Source organism: Methylophilus sp. Q8, assembly GCF_000800115.1.
Taxonomy (GTDB): Bacteria; Pseudomonadota; Gammaproteobacteria; order Burkholderiales; family Methylophilaceae; genus Methylophilus.
On sequence record NZ_JUHE01000001.1, the window covers coordinates 1,303,599 to 1,320,811 of the forward strand.

At 47.7% G+C, this 17,213-nt stretch carries 22 protein-coding genes; 6 read left to right on the forward strand and 16 right to left on the reverse strand.

From position 1 onward, the window contains the following. Nucleotides 1–29: 29 nt before the first annotated feature. Nucleotides 30–299, reverse strand: a complete 270-nt coding sequence (locus GQ52_RS06355) for a hypothetical protein (RefSeq protein WP_024930489.1) — start codon at nucleotides 297–299, stop codon at nucleotides 30–32. A gap of 377 nt (nucleotides 300–676) precedes the next feature. Between GQ52_RS06355 and GQ52_RS06360 the strand changes: the two genes are divergently transcribed. Both GQ52_RS06360 and GQ52_RS06365 read left to right on the forward strand, forming a co-directional pair. Continuing rightward, nucleotides 677–1,837 carry a hypothetical protein gene (locus GQ52_RS06360; RefSeq protein WP_047515973.1) on the forward strand — a complete coding sequence of 387 codons (1,161 nt, stop codon included), beginning with the start codon at nucleotides 677–679 and terminating at the stop codon, nucleotides 1,835–1,837. A 154-nt stretch (nucleotides 1,838–1,991) separates the two neighbouring features. After that, nucleotides 1,992–2,483 carry an ATP-binding protein gene (locus tag GQ52_RS06365; protein ID WP_081979317.1) on the forward strand — a complete coding sequence of 164 codons (492 nt, stop codon included), beginning with the start codon at nucleotides 1,992–1,994 and terminating at the stop codon, nucleotides 2,481–2,483. Nucleotides 2,484–2,541: 58 nt separating this feature from the next. Here the strand turns inward: GQ52_RS06365 and GQ52_RS06370 are convergent, their stop codons facing one another. Together GQ52_RS06370 and GQ52_RS06375 are read right to left on the reverse strand one after the other, a co-directional pair. Beyond that, nucleotides 2,542–3,948, reverse strand: coding sequence for an MFS transporter (locus tag GQ52_RS06370; RefSeq protein ID WP_235273009.1), 1,407 nt, complete (start codon nucleotides 3,946–3,948; stop codon nucleotides 2,542–2,544). Beyond that, nucleotides 3,930–4,544, reverse strand: coding sequence for a TetR/AcrR family transcriptional regulator (locus tag GQ52_RS06375; RefSeq protein ID WP_047515991.1), 615 nt, complete (start codon nucleotides 4,542–4,544; stop codon nucleotides 3,930–3,932). Before GQ52_RS06375 ends, GQ52_RS06370 begins: the two co-directional genes overlap by 19 nt. Before the next feature lie 123 nt (nucleotides 4,545–4,667). Here GQ52_RS06375 and GQ52_RS06380 point away from each other — a divergent pair, with 123 nt between their 5' ends. After that, entirely contained in the window at nucleotides 4,668–5,579 is a 912-nt protein-coding gene (locus tag GQ52_RS06380; RefSeq protein WP_047515994.1) for an alpha/beta fold hydrolase, read from the forward strand. 80 nt (nucleotides 5,580–5,659) lie between these two features. On the opposite strand, the gene GQ52_RS06385 is transcribed toward GQ52_RS06380, so the two are convergent. From GQ52_RS06385 to GQ52_RS06415, 7 genes are all read right to left on the reverse strand, one after another. Next, entirely contained in the window at nucleotides 5,660–6,130 is a 471-nt protein-coding gene (locus GQ52_RS06385; protein ID WP_047515996.1) for an arsenate reductase ArsC, read from the reverse strand. Between the two features lie 16 nt (nucleotides 6,131–6,146). Further along, nucleotides 6,147–7,193: an ACR3 family arsenite efflux transporter gene (gene arsB / locus GQ52_RS06390; protein ID WP_047515999.1), complete on the reverse strand. Its 1,047-nt coding sequence runs from the start codon at nucleotides 7,191–7,193 to the stop codon at nucleotides 6,147–6,149. Further along, nucleotides 7,193–7,651 carry an ArsI/CadI family heavy metal resistance metalloenzyme gene (locus GQ52_RS06395; RefSeq protein ID WP_047516000.1) on the reverse strand — a complete coding sequence of 153 codons (459 nt, stop codon included), beginning with the start codon at nucleotides 7,649–7,651 and terminating at the stop codon, nucleotides 7,193–7,195. Before GQ52_RS06395 ends, arsB begins: the two co-directional genes overlap by 1 nt. Continuing rightward, nucleotides 7,651–7,989 carry a helix-turn-helix transcriptional regulator gene (locus GQ52_RS06400; RefSeq protein WP_047516001.1) on the reverse strand — a complete coding sequence of 113 codons (339 nt, stop codon included), beginning with the start codon at nucleotides 7,987–7,989 and terminating at the stop codon, nucleotides 7,651–7,653. Before GQ52_RS06400 ends, GQ52_RS06395 begins: the two co-directional genes overlap by 1 nt. A gap of 254 nt (nucleotides 7,990–8,243) precedes the next feature. Next, on the reverse strand, nucleotides 8,244–8,777 hold the full coding sequence (locus GQ52_RS06405; protein ID WP_047516002.1) for a cytochrome b: 534 nt from the start codon (nucleotides 8,775–8,777) through the stop codon (nucleotides 8,244–8,246). Nucleotides 8,778–8,822: 45 nt separating this feature from the next. Then, nucleotides 8,823–9,233: a hypothetical protein gene (locus tag GQ52_RS06410; protein WP_047516005.1), complete on the reverse strand. Its 411-nt coding sequence runs from the start codon at nucleotides 9,231–9,233 to the stop codon at nucleotides 8,823–8,825. Nucleotides 9,234–9,548: 315 nt separating this feature from the next. Further along, nucleotides 9,549–9,884: a hypothetical protein gene (locus GQ52_RS06415; RefSeq protein ID WP_047516007.1), complete on the reverse strand. Its 336-nt coding sequence runs from the start codon at nucleotides 9,882–9,884 to the stop codon at nucleotides 9,549–9,551. Between the two features lie 125 nt (nucleotides 9,885–10,009). Between GQ52_RS06415 and GQ52_RS06420 the strand changes: the two genes are divergently transcribed. Beyond that, nucleotides 10,010–10,933: a LysR family transcriptional regulator gene (locus GQ52_RS06420; RefSeq protein WP_047516010.1), complete on the forward strand. Its 924-nt coding sequence runs from the start codon at nucleotides 10,010–10,012 to the stop codon at nucleotides 10,931–10,933. Nucleotides 10,934–11,095: 162 nt separating this feature from the next. Next, a complete protein-coding gene (rnk, locus tag GQ52_RS06425) occupies nucleotides 11,096–11,455 on the forward strand; it encodes a nucleoside diphosphate kinase regulator (protein ID WP_047516013.1) in 360 nt (119 codons plus the stop codon). A gap of 223 nt (nucleotides 11,456–11,678) precedes the next feature. Here rnk and GQ52_RS06430 read toward each other — a convergent pair whose 3' ends face one another. Continuing rightward, complete coding sequence (locus GQ52_RS06430) at nucleotides 11,679–12,371, reverse strand: hypothetical protein (protein WP_235273011.1); 693 nt, start codon at nucleotides 12,369–12,371, stop codon at nucleotides 11,679–11,681. 215 nt (nucleotides 12,372–12,586) lie between these two features. On the opposite strand from GQ52_RS06430, the gene GQ52_RS13910 reads away from it, so the two are divergent. Then, the gene (locus GQ52_RS13910) at nucleotides 12,587–12,928 is read left to right on the forward strand and encodes a PilZ domain-containing protein (RefSeq protein ID WP_081624269.1); all 342 of its coding nucleotides are present in this window, start codon (nucleotides 12,587–12,589) and stop codon (nucleotides 12,926–12,928) included. An 88-nt stretch (nucleotides 12,929–13,016) separates the two neighbouring features. Here GQ52_RS13910 and GQ52_RS06435 read toward each other — a convergent pair whose 3' ends face one another. Genes GQ52_RS06435 through GQ52_RS06455 form a run of 5 tightly spaced genes read right to left on the reverse strand, consistent with a single transcriptional unit; the run spans nucleotide 13,017 to nucleotide 17,213 of the window. Beyond that, the gene (locus tag GQ52_RS06435; protein WP_047516016.1) at nucleotides 13,017–13,667 is read right to left on the reverse strand and encodes an NAD-dependent epimerase/dehydratase family protein; all 651 of its coding nucleotides are present in this window, start codon (nucleotides 13,665–13,667) and stop codon (nucleotides 13,017–13,019) included. Between the two features lie 49 nt (nucleotides 13,668–13,716). After that, a complete protein-coding gene (locus GQ52_RS06440; protein ID WP_024930502.1) occupies nucleotides 13,717–15,345 on the reverse strand; it encodes a hypothetical protein in 1,629 nt (542 codons plus the stop codon). Continuing rightward, nucleotides 15,323–15,592, reverse strand: a complete 270-nt coding sequence (locus tag GQ52_RS06445; RefSeq protein WP_047516019.1) for a DUF3613 domain-containing protein — start codon at nucleotides 15,590–15,592, stop codon at nucleotides 15,323–15,325. Before GQ52_RS06445 ends, GQ52_RS06440 begins: the two co-directional genes overlap by 23 nt. 17 nt (nucleotides 15,593–15,609) lie before the next feature. Next, the gene (locus tag GQ52_RS06450; protein WP_047516021.1) at nucleotides 15,610–16,299 is read right to left on the reverse strand and encodes a hypothetical protein; all 690 of its coding nucleotides are present in this window, start codon (nucleotides 16,297–16,299) and stop codon (nucleotides 15,610–15,612) included. Next, on the reverse strand, nucleotides 16,296–17,213 hold the full coding sequence (locus GQ52_RS06455; protein ID WP_047516024.1) for a type II secretion system F family protein: 918 nt from the start codon (nucleotides 17,211–17,213) through the stop codon (nucleotides 16,296–16,298). Before GQ52_RS06455 ends, GQ52_RS06450 begins: the two co-directional genes overlap by 4 nt.

Here is a 17,213-nt window from a genome sequence, read left to right on the forward strand (position 1 = left end):
TCTTGGTGCTGATTGAAATAATTGCTCAGTTATTTACTGCCGTCTGTTGCGCAGGAGCCGTGACCTTTGCATGCATTTTTGCCATCACCGCCCTGGCCTTTGCATGAATTTTTGCCCTTACACGCATGTTTCTCTTTGCCATCTGCCGTTTTGCAATTGGCTTTTTCCATCTTGGCATTATCTTTGCCGTTACAGCTAGACTTAGCATCTTCTCCTGCAAATGCTGGAGAGGCCGTCATCACTGAAGCTGTAAAAAGACCCAAAAGTGCGGCAGTAGCCAATTTGTTAGTAGTTTTCATAACATCTCCTAAAAGTAACAATCAATAAAAATGAATCAATAACCTTGTAGTGCCAGCATTAGTCAGTTGGAATAGGCAGTCCTTACATTTATTTTGAAAGTTTTTTTGATTTTCCTTATAGGACGTTAAGCAAAAAATAAAAACAATTGATTGCGCTATCTTGCCTCTCATCGCTCCTCTCGAACCATCGTTCAGAAATCAGCGATGGTATCCATTACTTGCATTTGGGCCTTAAGGCAGAAACATGTCCCAGTTTATGAATTTGACCGAAGTGCATATGTACGACAATAAATGGTCTCGCCAGTGGCGGTGACTATGTAATATTTATAAGTGCTCATGATTGAGCACAAATCGTTTGTAAATCAAAAGGGGAAATTATGTTTTCAACTACAACACGTTCTGCGTTGGTGATGACCGTTGTGGCGATGCTATTGATTCCGTTAGCCGCGTCCTGGTTTGCTTATCCAACTACGCATCTACCGCCAGGTTTTGGCGTTTTTCCACCCCAGTTTGTGGCAGAGCCGCCGGGGTTTAATCTGATTGTTTTTATTGCGGTTGCCCTGCTCGAAGCGGCATTTGCTGCTTTTTTAATATTCCCGCAATGGTTCGGCTTTAAACCGGCCGCCCCGTCTCCGCGGCCTACACTGCGGGCGTTGCCTTGGTGGTTTTGGGTGGGGGCGGTTGTCACAGTGTTTTTCTGGTGGTTGATGTGGACGCGCACCACACCGTTTGGTGATTTGGTGTATTACGCCTTTACGCCGATGTGGTGGGGATTTATCTTTGTGCTTGATGGCTTGGCATACCGCTATTCTGGTGGTTACTCGCTGTTTGCAAGTCGTCCTAAAACATTTCTGATTAGTGCGGTTGTATCGATTTTTGGCTGGTATTTCTTTGAATATTTCGATTATTTTGCCTTAGGTAACTGGTATTACCCTAATACTGACATCCCTGGTTTAAGCCATGCCAAGATTGTGTGGATTTTTATTTTTGCCTACACCACTGTTTGGCCTGCCATTTTTGAGTGGTATACCTTGCTGAATGCTTTTCCTAAAATTGCAGGGCGCTATGCGCAAGGCCCCAAACTGGCCCTGCCGGCAAAGCCAATGTTATACCTGAGTTTTGTGTTGTTTGCCGCCGTGCCGTTCTGGCCTTACCCGTTGTTTTGGGCCATGTGGATTGCGCCATTAATAGGTATCGCTGGCATATTGATGATGCGTGGTATCTGGACCCCATTTACCGATGTCGCCAACGGCAATTGGAGTCCGGTTCTTTTGATGGCGATCAGCTCATTGTTTAACGGATTTTTCTGGGAGGTTTGGAACTACGGCAGCGCGCATCCGGCATTACCGGTCACCAACCCGAATTACTGGGTCTACGATATTCCTTATGTGAATGTGATTCATATTTATGCTGAAATGCCACTGTTGGGATTTGCAGGCTATTTGCCTTTTGGTGTGCTGGTGTGGGTGGTATTTATCTGGGCGGGTAAGGTGCTTGGTTTTAATACCGATATTCTTCCGAGTGGTAAAGGGCATTGATGCGCCCGTCATTCACTCACCTGTAGTTTTGGGTATTGTAAGTACTCGACGCGTTAGGTAGGCAATGCATCCTAAGAGACTCAAGGTTAACGCCTTGGGTCTTTTTTGTTTCTGGGTGTTAGTATTCATGTTCATCAAAACCCAAGGATAAGCTGTGAATCAGAAAGGAACGTTAACTTTCTTTTGTGGAAAGATGGGCGCTGGAAAAACGACAAAATCCAAGACGCTTGCGCTAGAGAAAAACGCTGTATTGATATCAGAAGATGATTGGTTGTCTGCACATTATCCGGATCAAATTTATTCATTTGATGACTATATGACGCACTCCGCCCGGATAAAACCTTTTGTGAAATTGCATGTGCAATCCATTCTTAAAACCGGCACGAATGTTGTGATGGACTTTCCAGCCAATACGATTAACCAAAGAGCCTGGTTTAATCAACTGTGTAGTGAGGCTGAATGCAATCATGCGCTGATTTATCTGGATTTAAGTAATGAGCAATGCCTGTTGCACATAGCCAAGCGCAGAACGGAACAGCCAGAACGCGCGCAGTTTGATAATGAAGCGGTGTTCTACCATGTGACTAATTTTTTTGAGCCACCTTCACAAGACGAAGGTTTGAACATGGTGCATATTGAGTCTTGATCTATCACTTAACTCTCATTGCAACCCCCGTGGCTCTGCGCCAAACGAGGGTTTATGATTACTTTTTTGTATTAACTTGGGTGACTAGCGCTGCAGAAATAATCACCAATAAGAATTGGATGACGTATAAGTGATGAAAGTCATTTAATACGACAGACGTTTTTACCAAAATTGCAACGGTGATTGCCACACCAAACACAGTCCCAACCTGTCTCACTGCCTGGTTAATTGCGCTACCAATGGCATAATCCTTTTGCGGTAAATCATGTACCGCTGCACCAGATAAAGACGGCATCACAAGACCCACACCAATGCCTGAAATGATCTGCCCAGGTAAGCATGCCCATAAATAATCAGGTGTCGCTGTGATCGCATATAAATACCAAAGGGAACTCATGGAGAAAATAATACAACCTAAAGTGAGTACCACTTTGTGACCATATTTAGACGCGGCTCTACCACCGAGGAGAGCTGTGGGTACCACAGTTGCAGGTCCCGTCATCATGGCTAATCCGGCTTGCGGCAAGCTGTAACCCCAGATTTTGGTCATGAGGAAGAAAAATGAGAAAAACATCGTTGCGAAAGCGATGGAAAAGAAAAATGCAGCAATATTCACTGCACGATAAGTGTTACTTTTAAAAAGGTTGAGATCAACGAGCGGATTCGACGCTCGCTTGCACCAATATACAAACACTGCGAGCAGAAATACGCCTGCAGTCAGCAAAGCTGCTGGAAAAATCAGTTGATTGATATATAGCTTGTACTCAATCAAGCTACTAACGATCAAAGCAATTGCGCCAATAATGAATACCACGCCCACCAGATCAAATCTCACCTTGGCGACAGGGTTGCTGGATTCGATCAAATGTCTTCGGCCTCTGATCAGGCAATACAAACCTATTGGCAAATTGATGTAGAACGCCCACTCCCAACCAAAGCTGTCTACAATCCAGGCACCAAAAGCTGGGCCAAGTGCTGCAGCTAATGCGCCTATGGCACCCCAGGCCCCCACTACGATGGCACGTTTCTCTTTGGAAAATGCTTCCAAGATTAACGACAAAGCCGCTGGGCCGAGCAGGGATGCCCCCATTGCCTGCAGCATCCTGGCTAAAATTAAAGTATGTACATTGGGAGACAATCCGCATAACACCGAAGCCAAAATAAATGCGGCGACGCCATACATAAATACTCTTTTACGGCCAAAGCGGTCAGCTAATCCACCGGCGGGTATCAGGCATGTCGCGTAGACCAGTGTGTAAGCATTCATTACCCATGAGATGCTAGTCGCGCTGGCATCCGGAAAGCTCTTGGCAATGCTGTGAAAGGCCACATAAAGGACAGTGGTATCAATTGAAACCAGGAAAGTAGCCAGGCTCGCAATATGGAAGATCAGCCACGGCCTTAATTGGCCTATTTGATCATTTACAATCGTATTCGATGAAGTATTCATGATGCTGTTGGCCAAAAATCTATCACCTGTTGCACCAAGCCAATTAACTCAGTTTCGGTTGAGCCGTTAATCGCTTGGAGAGAGAGCCCCTTGTGTATCGTGACGACATACAAAGCCAGTTGATCTGCATGAATATCTTTTCTAAGCTCGCCTGTTTTTCGGGCACTTTCAAATCGCTCAGCTAATTTATGTTGATGTTGTTGCAGGTTATAGATAAGTTTCTGCTGGATACCAATCCGCTCCAGCTCTTGGCTGGCTGTGCTCATGACGACCAGGCATCCACTCGGCTTATCAAAATAAAAAAGCACCTCTATCGATTTTAAAAGTAGCTTTCTGACAAGCTCTTTCGTCGTCTTCTCATTAAACACTTCATGGAAATAGGCGGTAGGTCCGCTCACGTATGCATGTAATACATTCAGGAATAATTGCTCTTTATTCCCGAATGCGGCATACAGGCTCGGCTTTTTCAAATCCAGGGCAGAAGCGATGTCATCTACTGAAGTGTTATCAAATCCTTTCTTGCGAAACAGATCTAGCACGATGTGAAGTGCTTTTTCCTTATCGAAGGTTCTTGGTCTTCCACGTTGCCGTTTAGCAATTTCAGTACTCATAATATTGCCTCCAATAATTTATATACCAAATGGTACATAAATATGTTGACAAGTGCAATATCTCTCTGTAGATTATTTTTTACCGATAGGTAAATAATTAATTTTTCTTTAGGAGATATAGAAATGAACAAGTTTAAGAACCTGATTAGTAAAGCGCTGATTTTCAACTCATTGCTGACTTTGGGTATGACAGAAGCGACTGCTGGTGTGGCCAATGTGGGCCTGGCAACAGCTCCCAATCAAACCGTTGAGGCGAATGGAGTCAAATTCTCATACAGAAGTTTTGGTAAAAAGACAGGGACGCCAATTGTATTTTTGCAGCACTTCACCGGCACAATGGATTATTGGGATCCTGCAGTTGTCGATGGCTTGGCTAAGACACATCAGGTGATTGTATTTAATAACACGGGTATGGGTCACAGTACTGGAAAAGTAGCCGACAGCATTGATCAAATGACCAAAGATGCAGACGCATTTATTGATGCTCTGGGGTATAAGCAGGTTGATTTGCTGGGCTTCTCAATGGGTGGTTTTATTGCTCAAGAGCTTGCTGCGGCTCACCCGGATAAAATCCGCAAGGTAGTCCTGGTCGGTACTTCAAATAAAGGCGGTGGAGATCATTTATTGAAAGTGCTTGGGGAGGCATTTGCACAGAATAATGGTGATCCAAGACTGTATCTATTTTTCACTCAGACAGCGCAAAGTCAGGCCGCAGGCAAAGCCTTCATAGCTCGATCCAGCGTTCGCAAAGATCGTGACCCGGAAATCTCAAAAGAAGATATGAACTCACATGCCAAAGCATTGATTACTTGGGCAAACACACCTGATTCGGAATTTAATTTATTGAAATCCATCAAGCAACCGGTGCTAGTTGTTCAGGGCTCAAATGACACGATGTTAGATACGGCCAACTCAATTGCCATGTATCAACACTTACCAAATGCGCAATTAGTGTTATATCCAGACTCTGCTCACGGTTCACTGTTCCAATTTCATGCCGACTTTGTAAGCAAGGTATCTAATTTTCTGAACTAAGATTCTGAGCCGGGATTCTGAACTAGGATCATGACACTCACCAGGAGCCTCAACTCTTGGTGAGTGCGTTTTCAGACCGCTCAAATATGACCAATCAGCTGTAATGCCTGCTTTAGTTTTTCTTTATTATTTAGGCAGTCAGGACTCAGGCTCAGGAATGCCTCAATCCTTGTGCGTAGAGTCGAATATGCCTTGGTGAATGCAGCGTCTATTTCAGTGTCTGTACCAGTTGCTTTGGCGGGGTCATCAACGCCCCAATGCGCCCTTAGTACGTTACCAAGGTATGCCGGGCAGGTTTCCCCTGCCGCATTGCTGCAGACTGTAATAACAATGTCTGGTGTCACTGGTAGGTTGTCCCATGACTTGCTGTAATAGCCCTCTGTGGCTATGCCCTCACGCTTGAGCAGGGCGATAGAGCGCGGATGCACTTCACCAGTAGGCTGGCTGCCTGCGCTCATGGCTTGCATGCTGTCTGGCGCTAATGCATTGAATGTTGCTTCAGCCAGGATGGAGCGGCAGGAGTTACCTGTACATAAAAATAGGATATTCATTGCATGCTTTCGATAATTAGGCGTTCTCGTACCAATCACGGCTACGATTGACGATTGCGACCACAGACAACATGACGGGCACTTCAATGAGTACACCGACCACGGTGGCGAGCGCCGCACCTGAGTTGAACCCAAACAGCGCGATAGCCGTTGCTACCGCCAGCTCAAAGAAGTTTGAAGCGCCAATCAGTGCCGATGGGGCGGCGACACAGTGAGCCACCTTCAGTTTCTTATTTAGCCAGTACGCCAGCATGGCGTTGAAATACACCTGAATGGTGATAGGCACTGCTAACAAGGCGATCACGAAGGGTTGCGCAATAATCTGCTGACCCTGGAAACCAAACAGCAAGACCAGCGTTGCCAGTAATGCGGACAGGGAAACAGGCTGGATGCGTTTGAGTAATGTGTCCAGCGCTTGCTGACGGCCTGACAATATCACTTCACGCATAAACTGGCTGATCACCACAGGGACGACAACGAAGAGCAGCAGAGACAAAAAGAGCGTGTTCCAGGGGACGACGATACTGGATAGCCCCAACAATAATGCGACCAGTGGCGCGAAGGCAAACAGCATAATGGCATCATTAAGTGCTACCTGAGAGAGTGTGAACTTAGGCTCGCCGCCGCATAGTCCACTCCAGACAAACACCATCGCCGTGCATGGGGCAGCCGCTAACAGAATCAGGCCAGCGATGTAGCTGTCAATTTGCGCCGCGGGTAATAAGTCACCAAACAAGTGGCGAATAAATAGCCATGCAAGCAAGGCCATGGAGAAAGGCTTCACTATCCAGTTGATGAACAATGTCACGCCTATGCCCTTGCTGTGCGCCAGGACATCACCCATGGTCTTGAAGTCAATCTTTAGCAGCATCGGGATAATCATTAGCCATATCAGGACAGCTACCGGGAGATTCACTTCAGCGATTTTGAGACTGCCCACAGTTTGGAAGAAGCCAGGAAACACCTGACCTAATGCGATGCCGGTTACGATGCAGCCAAGCACCCACCATGTCAGGTTGCGTTCAAAGTTGCTCATCGGGCTGGTTTGCGTGATCTGATTCATTAGCAGCACTTCTTACGGGTAGCTATTTCAATCTTTTGCGCAGCCGGAATGCAACAGGCAGCACCAGGCGCTGATGCTTCTTGCCCGCTAAAGGTGGGCGCACTGGCTAATGTGCGATAGGTTTCCCAGGCAATTCCAGAGGGGTCTTGCACCCAATGCTTGTCAGACTTTGCATAGCAGCAAGTCGTGCCTTCTTCAGTCACCAGGCTAAGCTCGGCTTTTTCTAAGCGCGCTTTGATTTCCTCAAGCTCAGATTCATGCTCAACCTGAATGCCAATATGGTCTAAGCCAGCTTTGGCACCACGTTTGCTGATAGCAAAATTGACTAACGGGTCATCCAGCATCCACTTGGCATAGTCGGGTTTAGAGACGGTTGGAGACGCGCCAAAGAGCTTGCTATAGAAGCCGACACTCTGATTGATATCGTCAACGGAGACATGCAAATGCATACGTTTCATTATTCATTCCCTTTCTCGGGATTGCAGCTTGTGACATCGGGGCAGCATTCAGTGACACCGGCACAGCAATTTTCAGTGAGATACGCAAGTAAACCATTCATTGCGGCATAGTTGGCCGTGTAGTAAATAAATCTGCTGACCTGGCGCGAGTGAATCAGTCCGGCATGGCTAAGCTCTTTGAGGTGGAACGAAAGCGTGCTGGGCGGAATGTGGAGTTTCTCACCAATGCTGCCCGCTGGTAGCCCCTCAATGCCTGCTTGAACAAGCAGGCGAAATATCTCCAGGCGTGCCTCTTGAGCGATTGATGAAAGCTGCGTCACTGCTGATTTAATGTCCATGTATTCTATATTTCCATAAATATGGAAATAATGCAACCATCTGATAATTTAATTGCATCAGATGGGTGTGTGTCAGCTAACGATACGTATTGAGCGAATGGTTACCGCTGGCAATAAAGCTTGGGCGGTCATTCCGGTGGAGAGTGTTGGCTTGGTGTGCGTGTTGGTATTTATCAGGGCGAGAATGGCAAACTGTAGTGCTCGCCTCGCCTCATAGTGGCCGCTATTGATAGAAGCTGCCCTGATAGGATTTTCTATGAATGCTCTTCTATTAAGCCAAAGATTTGATGATAAATGGCCGCAGTAATATGGACTGCAAATAGCGGGTAAATCATCACCGAAATTAAATAATGAAAGCCTAATAAGGTTTGGTGAATGGGGTGCGCTTTTTCAAGTAATGGCGGTAATTCGAATATGTCGAAAAAATGCAATGGTTCGCCGCTGCTTAGCAGCATCAATATCCCTAAAAAGCATTGTGTCATGATGATGAGGTATATAGATCTGTGCAGGGAAATCGCCACCAGCTTTTGCCAGGTTTTGATACTGTAAGAATGAATAGGATTTGGGTTCAGGTTTCGCCATGTCAGCCTGGCAAGCATCAATATCAGCAGCAGAATGCCGATTGAAGAGTGCAGGGAGATTAGTGTCAGTTTGTCAGCGTTGGTAGCCTTGTCTGTGAACTGGCTAGCCACCACGATGATGGTTAACAGCATCGCTACACTGGTCCAATGCAGAATTCTGGCGATCAAACCATATTGTGTATACGAGTTCTTAAGATTGATGCCCATGGTGAGTATGCGCCCAAATGCTATTGCTTTACGCTAGCGTTAAGCTTACTTCAGAGAGTATCTAAGCGTTTTAATCGCAGCCATGCCAAACCCAAAGGTGGTTAACGATAATGTCGTATAGAGAAACACAATATAAGGCAATGAATGAATTTTGGGGGCAATCGCTAACACGAGAAATGCCGTTGGATTGCCGATGGAACCTAATGCCATTGGCCACAGGACAAACTTGGGCAAGCTGATTTTTGAGGCATAAAAACCTAATAACAACATGGTCATCATTAAGTAGTCTAAATGGCCAGATAGCAGATTTTCGGTGCTGGTAAATATATTGAGCATGTAAGGAATTTTCATGCCACGGGTCATCACCAGGCACCATGCAAGCACTAAACCCAATAGCAATGTAATGCAAGCTGTCCTCAGTAAAATCACATTGCCTGCATGTTTATCTTCATTCATTTTTATTTCCCCTTGAAATCTTTGTTTTAATTCGCCACACCACTAAGGCTGCCTGACTAAACCTAATGCGAAACGCTTAAATTAGGATAGGTCGCCATTGTAGGCAGACAGGTCTGTATGTAGTGTATAAACTTTTTTGGAGTAATGCAAGAGGGGGCTGGTCAGAGGGGGATTGAGGTGACTAATTGATGGTCATTTGGAGTTAGATCGTTGGCCGATCTGTCGGCTTGGCGTAAGGTACGCGATTTTCACGCGCTCATTGAAGGGCTCAGGAGCGCGGCAGTTACGGTATCCATTCAGATTTCTAAACCTGATTCATCTCATTTTATAAGTGTCGGTATGAGTGACGGCGACTGATGGAGATGCTGCCCCTAAGAGTATGGCCAGCAAGTGATACAAATAAGGCACGAATGAAATCGCTGCCAGGGCTGGTGTCAGGTCGAATACAAAGGCGACAGACGGGATGAGCACCAACCAGTTTTTGCCGATAATGGTGCCTCTGATCAAGCAGATTCCCCATATTCCGACCATGGACAATACATAAAGTATGGAGTCGTTTGCAACAGCGCCAGCATCAGCCAAATAGGTTGGCAATATCAGGACAAGATAAGTCATCACGAATAATCTGGTATTGGAAAATGTTTTATACATGGCTCAACATCCTTGTTTATGCTTCATTTTTAACCTTCATCTAAGTCGTATGTTATACATTTCTATGGATAAAATTAGTCCTTCAGATTGCATATAACTGTTTCTTATTGGGATACAATCAGCTGATGTATGATTTAAACCTGATGATCATTTTTGCGCATGTAGTCAATGAGCAAAGCTTCTCCGCTGCAGCCAGGAAGCTGGGCATGACCAAATCCTCCGTGAGCAAGGCGGTCGCGAAGTTAGAGCATGCCTTAGGCGCCAGTTTACTTAACCGCAGTACCCGGCATCTCAGCTTGACCGAAATTGGCACTGGCTTTTATGACTATTGCACCCGCATCAGTTATGAAGCCGAAGAAGCACAGCAAATGATTGAAAGCCTGAATGCACAACCGCGCGGCGTGCTTAAAGTAGCCGCTTCAGTGGCTTTTGGCACCTTGCATATTGCGCCTGCCATTGCTGAGTTTATGGATCGATATCCGCAATTGGAAATCGACATGACGATTACCGATCGCTTCGTGGATTTGACTGAAGAGGGCTATGACGTGGTGATTGCAATCACCAGGGATTTGCCGCAAAGCCTGGTGGCGAGAAAGCTGGCACCGATTCGACGAAACCTGTGCGCAACCCCCAAATACTTCGAGCGCCATGGCATTCCCGTCATCCCGCAGGATTTAGTCAATCATAATTGCCTGGATTATATTCACTCGGGAGATAAAGGCTTGTGGCGCTTTAACGGGCCGCAAGGCGAGGTTGCCGTCAATGTCTCTGGCAGGTTGCGGATTAATGACGATGAGGCATTGTCGCAGGTCGTATTGGGTGGCTTTGGTTTGGCGCTATTACCAACGTTTATTATCGGTAAGGACCTGCAAGCCAAACGTCTGAAATCGGTCTTGTCTGAATACATTCCTGTAGAACAACATGTCTACGCATTGTATTTGCCCAAGCGGAATTTACCTTTGAAAACCCGCGTCTTCATTGACTATTTATCTGAGCGATTTGGTGCAGAACCTTATTGGGATAAAGCGTCGCCATCCGACTTGGATTGAAAAAGCAGTTCTTTTATGATGCTTGATCGCTGCAACATAGAGTGATTGTAGTCATATAGGAAACAGTGATGTTCTATTGCACAGGCTTATTTTTTCCAGCTGTAGCTATTATTCTGTCCGCTTGCCCTTGGGGATGATTAGCATTTTGTATGGTTGGAAAATATGGAATCTGAAAACTTAATATTGTCGGATCAGGACTATGCGCGCTTATCGACGCTGGCGAATGATGAATTGTTACGGGATGAGCTAGGCAGGGCGATTGTCGTTGCAGCGGATCAAGTGCCTGTGGATGTCGTGAGGATGAACTCACGTGTGATTTACCTGGATAAAAGCAACGATTTAAAAAGAGAAGTTGAGTTATGCTTTCCAGACGAAGCTGATTTTAAACTGGGAAAGATTTCTGTATTTTCACCGGTGGGCACTGCTTTACTCGGGTTAAAAGTCGGCCAGGAAATTGACTGGCCATTCCCGAATGGCGAATCCAGGCGGTTGAAAGTGGTGAATGTGATTCACGCACCTTAAAGTTTTTCGCGTTGATACGAAGCGCCTTCCCGGCACATTCGGGAAAATTTCCCATATGAAAGATAGGCGCTTCCCGGCATTATTCAGTCAGGGCATGCTTTGCCACTAGGACCGTTTAAACTGAGGTGACTTATTTTAAACGGGGTAAAACATTCCCTATCCGCATTCGATTAACTGCATATTGATTCAGTGCTAGAAAAGGCATCTCTTCGGAGGTGCCTTTTTACTTTTCGAGCTTATGTGCACCTGTGCATTTGTCTTTAAAAGCGAGAAGCGTACTATCGAAAGATTTTTTGCGTTCGTTAAACGCACTGGTTTTGCTATTTAATTGGTCTAACTGGTTTTTTAAGCCTTCTAAATTGTCATTAAATTGCTGCTGTTTTGCTTTTAATTGCTGCGTTTTTTCTTTTAATACGGATGAGTCAGCATTAAATTTAGCAATGTCTTTATTGAATTGGTCGACCTGTTGATTGATTTTCTTTGCCGTTGGCGCATCCACTCTTTGGCGCGTTTGCACAGAGAGCGCTTGTTTTCTTTGAGAGAACTGATCATTCAGCGCATTCATTGCTGCAATCTCTGACTGCACCGCACTTGCCTCTTTTTCCAAAGTTAGCCGGGCATGCTGGTTTTCCTGCACACTATTCTCGGCTTTTAACACTTCTTCGTTCATTTGTTTTGTTTCGAGTTGGAAGCTATCAAATCGCTGCCTGATCGTGACATCAGAACTCATGCATTCTTCTAGTTCGTCAAAAGTAATCGAGGGCATGTCTTTCGTCTCTTTGCCCCATACATGGTAAATGCCAGGCAGCCTGATGGTCGAGGGTTGCGGCATTTCTTCGGCAGCTAAACGAGCGTTTGCAATGACAGAGAGCGCAACAATGGCGGTTGCAAAAATATGAGTCAGAGAGTTATTCATTTTTTAGACTAAGTATGTAGTGGTTTTTATGTGCTTAAAATGACCTGGCATGATGAAATGCTCGATGCGTCATGCCTTACTTTAATGCATTTCTCGTTGTATTTGTTATGACGGGATAGGATGCGTAAAGTTGATTTACCTGGCTTGGCAATCCCGGTTTTTCAACAGGTGTCTATCATATAATGCCGGGCAATTAAGTCAGTCATAGTTAGTCCATGTCTTCCAGTAGTTTGCACAATACCTCAATAGACAAGAATCGTCGCTCGTGGCACAAGAAATCTCAGTTAGTCGATAGTACCGGCTGTCAATATATCGTGTTTACGCACGATATCTCTTTGATGGGAATGAGCCTCTTTGCCGACAAGCAATATAAACCCGGGCAGATATGCAATGTGCATGTGCCGGTATTTGTCGGGTCGGCACTGCGTAATTACCGGTTTAATTGCCGGGTGACGTTCTCTTCGCTGTGTGGCATGAAGGGCTTTAGAACCAATCTGGAGTTTCTGGACGTCTCTTCAGAAAATCGAAGTTTGATTCAGTCGGTGATGGCGCAATAAGCTGCATTCACTGAGCGCGATCATCACATATTCAGCCGGGCATTCCGGTGGCCCTGATCCCTTGATTTCTCTCATCTGTTGGTTTTTTTTATCCATCATTTTGCAGCTCTCCAGAGAGGATGATTTTCTCACCTGACACAGCAGGCACGTGCGTCACCAGGCATGCCGCCACTTTAGAGGCCTCTACAGCGCGCAGGTGTATGGGTAAGAGCGGTGCTAACAGTTTGAAAATAAGAATACCGAGTTTTTCAGCATGTCGTTGCGGCTGCTTTAACGCGTCACGGTCACCTAGCAAAAAAGAGGGGCGCGCGATCACCAAGGTTTCAAAGGGCAGCGTGGAGAGCTCAGCTTCGAGCTCGCCTTTAATGCGGTTATAAAAGAGCATTGAATCAACATCTGCCCCCATGGCGCTCACCAAGCCGAGTCGTTTTGCGCCAGCGGTGAGTCCGGCGTTTGCCACGGCCACATTTGCGTCCAGATCTATGGCTTCAAAAGCTGCCCGGCTACCAGCTTGTTTGATCGTGGTGCCAAGTGCCAGATAAATTTCATCTAGCGGCGGCAGTGGGGGTAATTGCTTGAAGTCTACTTGATGCAGGTGGAGCTTGGGATGTTGGAGCGCGAGATCGCGTCTGGACAGCAGATGGATTTCTGAGACCGTATCGTCTTGTAACAGGCGCTGCAAGATATGCGAGCCTACCAGGCCTGTTGCACCAGCAATTAATACTTTGCGATGGGTCACTTGATTCTCCTGCGGTTAAGTCAAGGGGGGATAGACAGCCAGGCCGTCGCTACATGGCCAAAGGCTTGGCTTGACGATATTGCAAATCCTCGAGGGTGACATCCATGCCACCCACCTGGATGCCTAGTAAATTCAGTAGCGGGTCTAACAATACACGCCCGATCTCCGCCAACAGCGGGCTGACCAGCGTGGAAATCACATTATTCACCAATCCCAGATTCAGTACACTCAAAATGGTCACATTGAGTGCGTTCGATTTTGACAGGGCGTTTTCCAGGCTGCTGCCCACCGGGCTGGAGACTGACTGCATTTGGGGTAAGTGATTCTCCACCGGATTCGCTACTGAATATTGAAGCGTTTGGGCATTGGCCGGTTGAATAGGTAGGTTTAAGCCGATATCTGCAATAGGAATACTCAACAAGGTGGACACTCTTGCTGGCCCCGTACCGGCATTGTTGGTGAGCGTGAGCGCTGCGATGCCGGGGCTGGCGTCTATTTCAACCTCTGATACGCCATCATTTTGCTGTATGGTACGCAGCCCGGCAGAGCCTTGTGCGACTTCGGTATTCAACGCCAGGTCTATGCGTGCCAACAGTGGAATGTTGACCAGAACGCCAACCCTGGCCCTGATTTGCGCCGTTCGCGCGATAGCACATAGGTTGCCACTGCCCGCTGCCGGGCCTACACTCAGTTGGGGCGGTTCAATGACCGTCACTTGCGCGTTGATATTGGTGATAGAGGCCAGGTTGAGTGTTAAAGGCAGGCTGATCGCATTGGTGCCATTGGCAATCATGGCGGCTGTGGTAATCATGGATAATGCATTCAGGGCAACAGCAGCCGCGGCATTGGTGTCAGGTGTGGTCACCGCCAGCACATCCCCCAGCTTGATGGGGACATTTTTGATCGCAATCGCCGCGATACTCTGCATGGCCGAGACCGCTTGCAGATTTGCCGCCCCACTCTGGCCTGCCGCACTGGCGAGCAGATCGAGTAGATCGCCAATTTGCATATTGGTATTGAGTAAATCCTCCAGCGTACCGGCTTGGCCGGACACGGCCAGGATATCGTGCAGCGTGATTTTGGTGGCTGCGATGCCTCGATAGGTCACTGCATCCAGGTTGAGTGGCCCACCCAGCATGCCTCCGAGCAGCCCGTTCAACAGCACGGATTGCTGGCTGCTGAGGCTGGTTGTAAAACTGCCTACACTAAACACGGCTAATGGCGGATCGGACACTGACACCGCTTCCGCCCGCAAGAGCATGGTGCCACCCATTAGCCCACCGGCGACCAGGCTTTTAGCGACTTCTTTTGTCGCCCTGACATAAATCGCCTGATGACTGCCATCAGCCGTAAATTGCCGTATGCCTTGTACGGTATCCAGCCTGCCAAGCAGGACTTGGTTAGGATTGCTGGCAAGTTGTCCGCCGTAGCCATTATTCACCGCTGCTTGTTGCGCCATTTGTACGATATTTTGCAGATTGGCCTGGCAGCCAAGATAGCGTGAGGCATGGATGGCAGACATATCTGCAATCGATTGCAATTGCTTTTGCTGCATCCACAGGCGGCCACTGTCTACCACCAGGGCAGTGAACAGCAATGCCATCAATAGCAGCAAACCGCCGGCAAGGCCGATCGCTCCGCGCTGGGATTGCGCGCTAGCGGGTGGTGGGCATTGCATGCTCATAATACTCTGGGATGGGTTTCTCAAAGCTCTTGATGTAGCGGCTATGCACTTTATCCATCACCTCGCCAGAGACCGGCTGGGCTTGGGGCGAGGCCGCTTTGCCAGAGCGTTGCAGTTCCAGCCATTGTTGCGTCGGCGATAGCGCGCGTGCAGGTGGCTGAACGATGGCCTGGTTGTCTTCCGCCATGGCATGGGTGACGCTGAAAAAGCCGTAGAGGGTGAGCGTAATAAATCGTTTCATGATGCACTCCTTGCGGTTTAAGGGCCTGCCCGACGGTTTTCCGGTGTCATTTTCTTAAGCTGCTGCATTTCTTCGGCGTCGACGCCAAATTGCCTGGCAAAAGCCTCGGCCCTGGCGGTGTCGCCTTGCTGGTAAAGCAGCAGGATGAGGTTATGGGCCGCCTGCCGGTAGTCCGGTGCAAGCTCCACTGCGGTTAAAAACTCGTGCAAAGCCGGTTCCGTTGCGCCCGATTGCATCAGGACGTAGCCATGATCATTACGGATGGTATGTTCCGTTGGTAGCGCATTACTGGCTGCCTGCAAATAGCGCAGTGACTCTTGCAAATGACCGGCATTGCTGGCAATCAGCCCCAGGCCGCGATAGGCGTACCCGGAAACGCAACTGGTGGTTAACTGCTCATAAATGACCTGGGCCTGCAAGGCGCGCCCGGTTTGGCGTAAGCCATGGGCACGCAGCAAAGCTGCCTGTTCATTTTTAATGTTGGCCGCTTCCAGATGGGCAAGTGCCGCGTGCGGTTTGCCTTCTGCCAGCATCTGCTGAATGAATCCGAGCTTTGTGGTCTCTTCAGCAGAGACTTCTGTGCAAGCCTTATTGGCTGGGACTTTGATCTGTCGCAGCGCTTTTGTATCGGTATCAGCAGCGAGCGCATGTGGCAAGCCATGCAGCCAAAGTCCTGCCAATACCATCATGATGGTGATCGATTTCATAAGCCGTTTGCTCCTTTCAATGCTTTCGCCAGCCCGATAAATCCTGGCCCGGCCAGGAAAATCATCAGTGCTGGAAACAAGAACAGAATCATGACCACGGTCATTTTTGCCGAGAGTTTGCTGACATATTCGCGCAACTCCGAGACCTGGCGTTGCTCGATCAATGCGGTATATTCAGTCAGTGAGTCTCTGATATTACCGCCATAACGCGTGACCTGCTTAAGCATGGCAATCGTGTCGTTCAACTCCATCACTTCTAATGGCGCGGCCATTTCGGCCAGCGCATCCGACCTGTCTTGACCCGTTTGTATACGTTTGATTACCAGGCCGAGCTCTTCGGCAAGGTTGGGAATCAGGTCTTTGCCCTGCTGCTCGATGACCAGCAGAATATGCTCCATGGACAGGCCTGCCTCAAACAACATGCGCAGCAGATGCAAAAACGGCACCACCTCTTTGCGGATGGCATCACGCCGGCTTTGCGCTTTCCAGCGCAGCGAGCGGCGAATGAGCACAAAGGTGGCTGCAAACACAAAAAGCAAATGAAACAGCACATTGATCAGGCTGTCCTGGTTCAATATGGCATACATGGCAGAAAAGGCACCAAGTACCGTGGGCAGTCCCCATGCGATTAGCAAGAACGTACATTTTGCCTTGGCCCCCGGCCAGCCTGCCTGTAGCAGCAAACGCTGCATTTCTTCCATTTCGCTGCGTGAAACCTTGTCCAGCATGTTTTGCAAGGCCTCTTCAAGGTCGAGTGATCCTAATTGGGCAGAGATATGAATGCCTTCCTGATGCAAGGCTTCGCGAAAACGTCGCTGGATATGTCTTGGGTGGCTATTTTTTTGGGCCGTGTAAAGAAATAGCCCCGCCGCCAGTAACATCAGGATAATAGAGATCGACCAGGCCAGATTCAT

What these genes read in the sequence shown, in the direction of transcription:
- GQ52_RS06355 (WP_024930489.1), bottom strand. Translation starts at nt 299, where the DNA reads ATGAAAACTACTAACAAATTGGCTACTGCCGCACTTTTGGGTCTTTTT.
- GQ52_RS06360 (WP_047515973.1), top strand. Translation starts at nt 677, where the DNA reads ATGTTTTCAACTACAACACGTTCTGCGTTGGTGATGACCGTTGTGGCG.
- GQ52_RS06375 (WP_047515991.1), bottom strand. Translation starts at nt 4,544, where the DNA reads ATGAGTACTGAAATTGCTAAACGGCAACGTGGAAGACCAAGAACCTTC.
- GQ52_RS06380 (WP_047515994.1), top strand. Translation starts at nt 4,668, where the DNA reads ATGAACAAGTTTAAGAACCTGATTAGTAAAGCGCTGATTTTCAACTCA.
- GQ52_RS06385 (WP_047515996.1), bottom strand. Translation starts at nt 6,130, where the DNA reads ATGAATATCCTATTTTTATGTACAGGTAACTCCTGCCGCTCCATCCTG.
- arsB (WP_047515999.1), bottom strand. Translation starts at nt 7,193, where the DNA reads ATGAATCAGATCACGCAAACCAGCCCGATGAGCAACTTTGAACGCAAC.
- GQ52_RS06395 (WP_047516000.1), bottom strand. Translation starts at nt 7,651, where the DNA reads ATGAAACGTATGCATTTGCATGTCTCCGTTGACGATATCAATCAGAGT.
- GQ52_RS06400 (WP_047516001.1), bottom strand. Translation starts at nt 7,989, where the DNA reads ATGGACATTAAATCAGCAGTGACGCAGCTTTCATCAATCGCTCAAGAG.
- GQ52_RS06405 (WP_047516002.1), bottom strand. Translation starts at nt 8,777, where the DNA reads ATGGGCATCAATCTTAAGAACTCGTATACACAATATGGTTTGATCGCC.
- GQ52_RS06410 (WP_047516005.1), bottom strand. Translation starts at nt 9,233, where the DNA reads ATGAATGAAGATAAACATGCAGGCAATGTGATTTTACTGAGGACAGCT.
- GQ52_RS06415 (WP_047516007.1), bottom strand. Translation starts at nt 9,884, where the DNA reads ATGTATAAAACATTTTCCAATACCAGATTATTCGTGATGACTTATCTT.
- GQ52_RS06420 (WP_047516010.1), top strand. Translation starts at nt 10,010, where the DNA reads ATGTATGATTTAAACCTGATGATCATTTTTGCGCATGTAGTCAATGAG.
- rnk (WP_047516013.1), top strand. Translation starts at nt 11,096, where the DNA reads ATGGAATCTGAAAACTTAATATTGTCGGATCAGGACTATGCGCGCTTA.
- GQ52_RS06430 (WP_235273011.1), bottom strand. Translation starts at nt 12,371, where the DNA reads ATGAATAACTCTCTGACTCATATTTTTGCAACCGCCATTGTTGCGCTC.
- GQ52_RS13910 (WP_081624269.1), top strand. Translation starts at nt 12,587, where the DNA reads ATGTCTTCCAGTAGTTTGCACAATACCTCAATAGACAAGAATCGTCGC.
- GQ52_RS06440 (WP_024930502.1), bottom strand. Translation starts at nt 15,345, where the DNA reads ATGCAATGCCCACCACCCGCTAGCGCGCAATCCCAGCGCGGAGCGATC.
- GQ52_RS06445 (WP_047516019.1), bottom strand. Translation starts at nt 15,592, where the DNA reads ATGAAACGATTTATTACGCTCACCCTCTACGGCTTTTTCAGCGTCACC.
- GQ52_RS06450 (WP_047516021.1), bottom strand. Translation starts at nt 16,299, where the DNA reads ATGAAATCGATCACCATCATGATGGTATTGGCAGGACTTTGGCTGCAT.
- GQ52_RS06455 (WP_047516024.1), bottom strand. Translation starts at nt 17,213, where the DNA reads ATGAATCTGGCCTGGTCGATCTCTATTATCCTGATGTTACTGGCGGCG.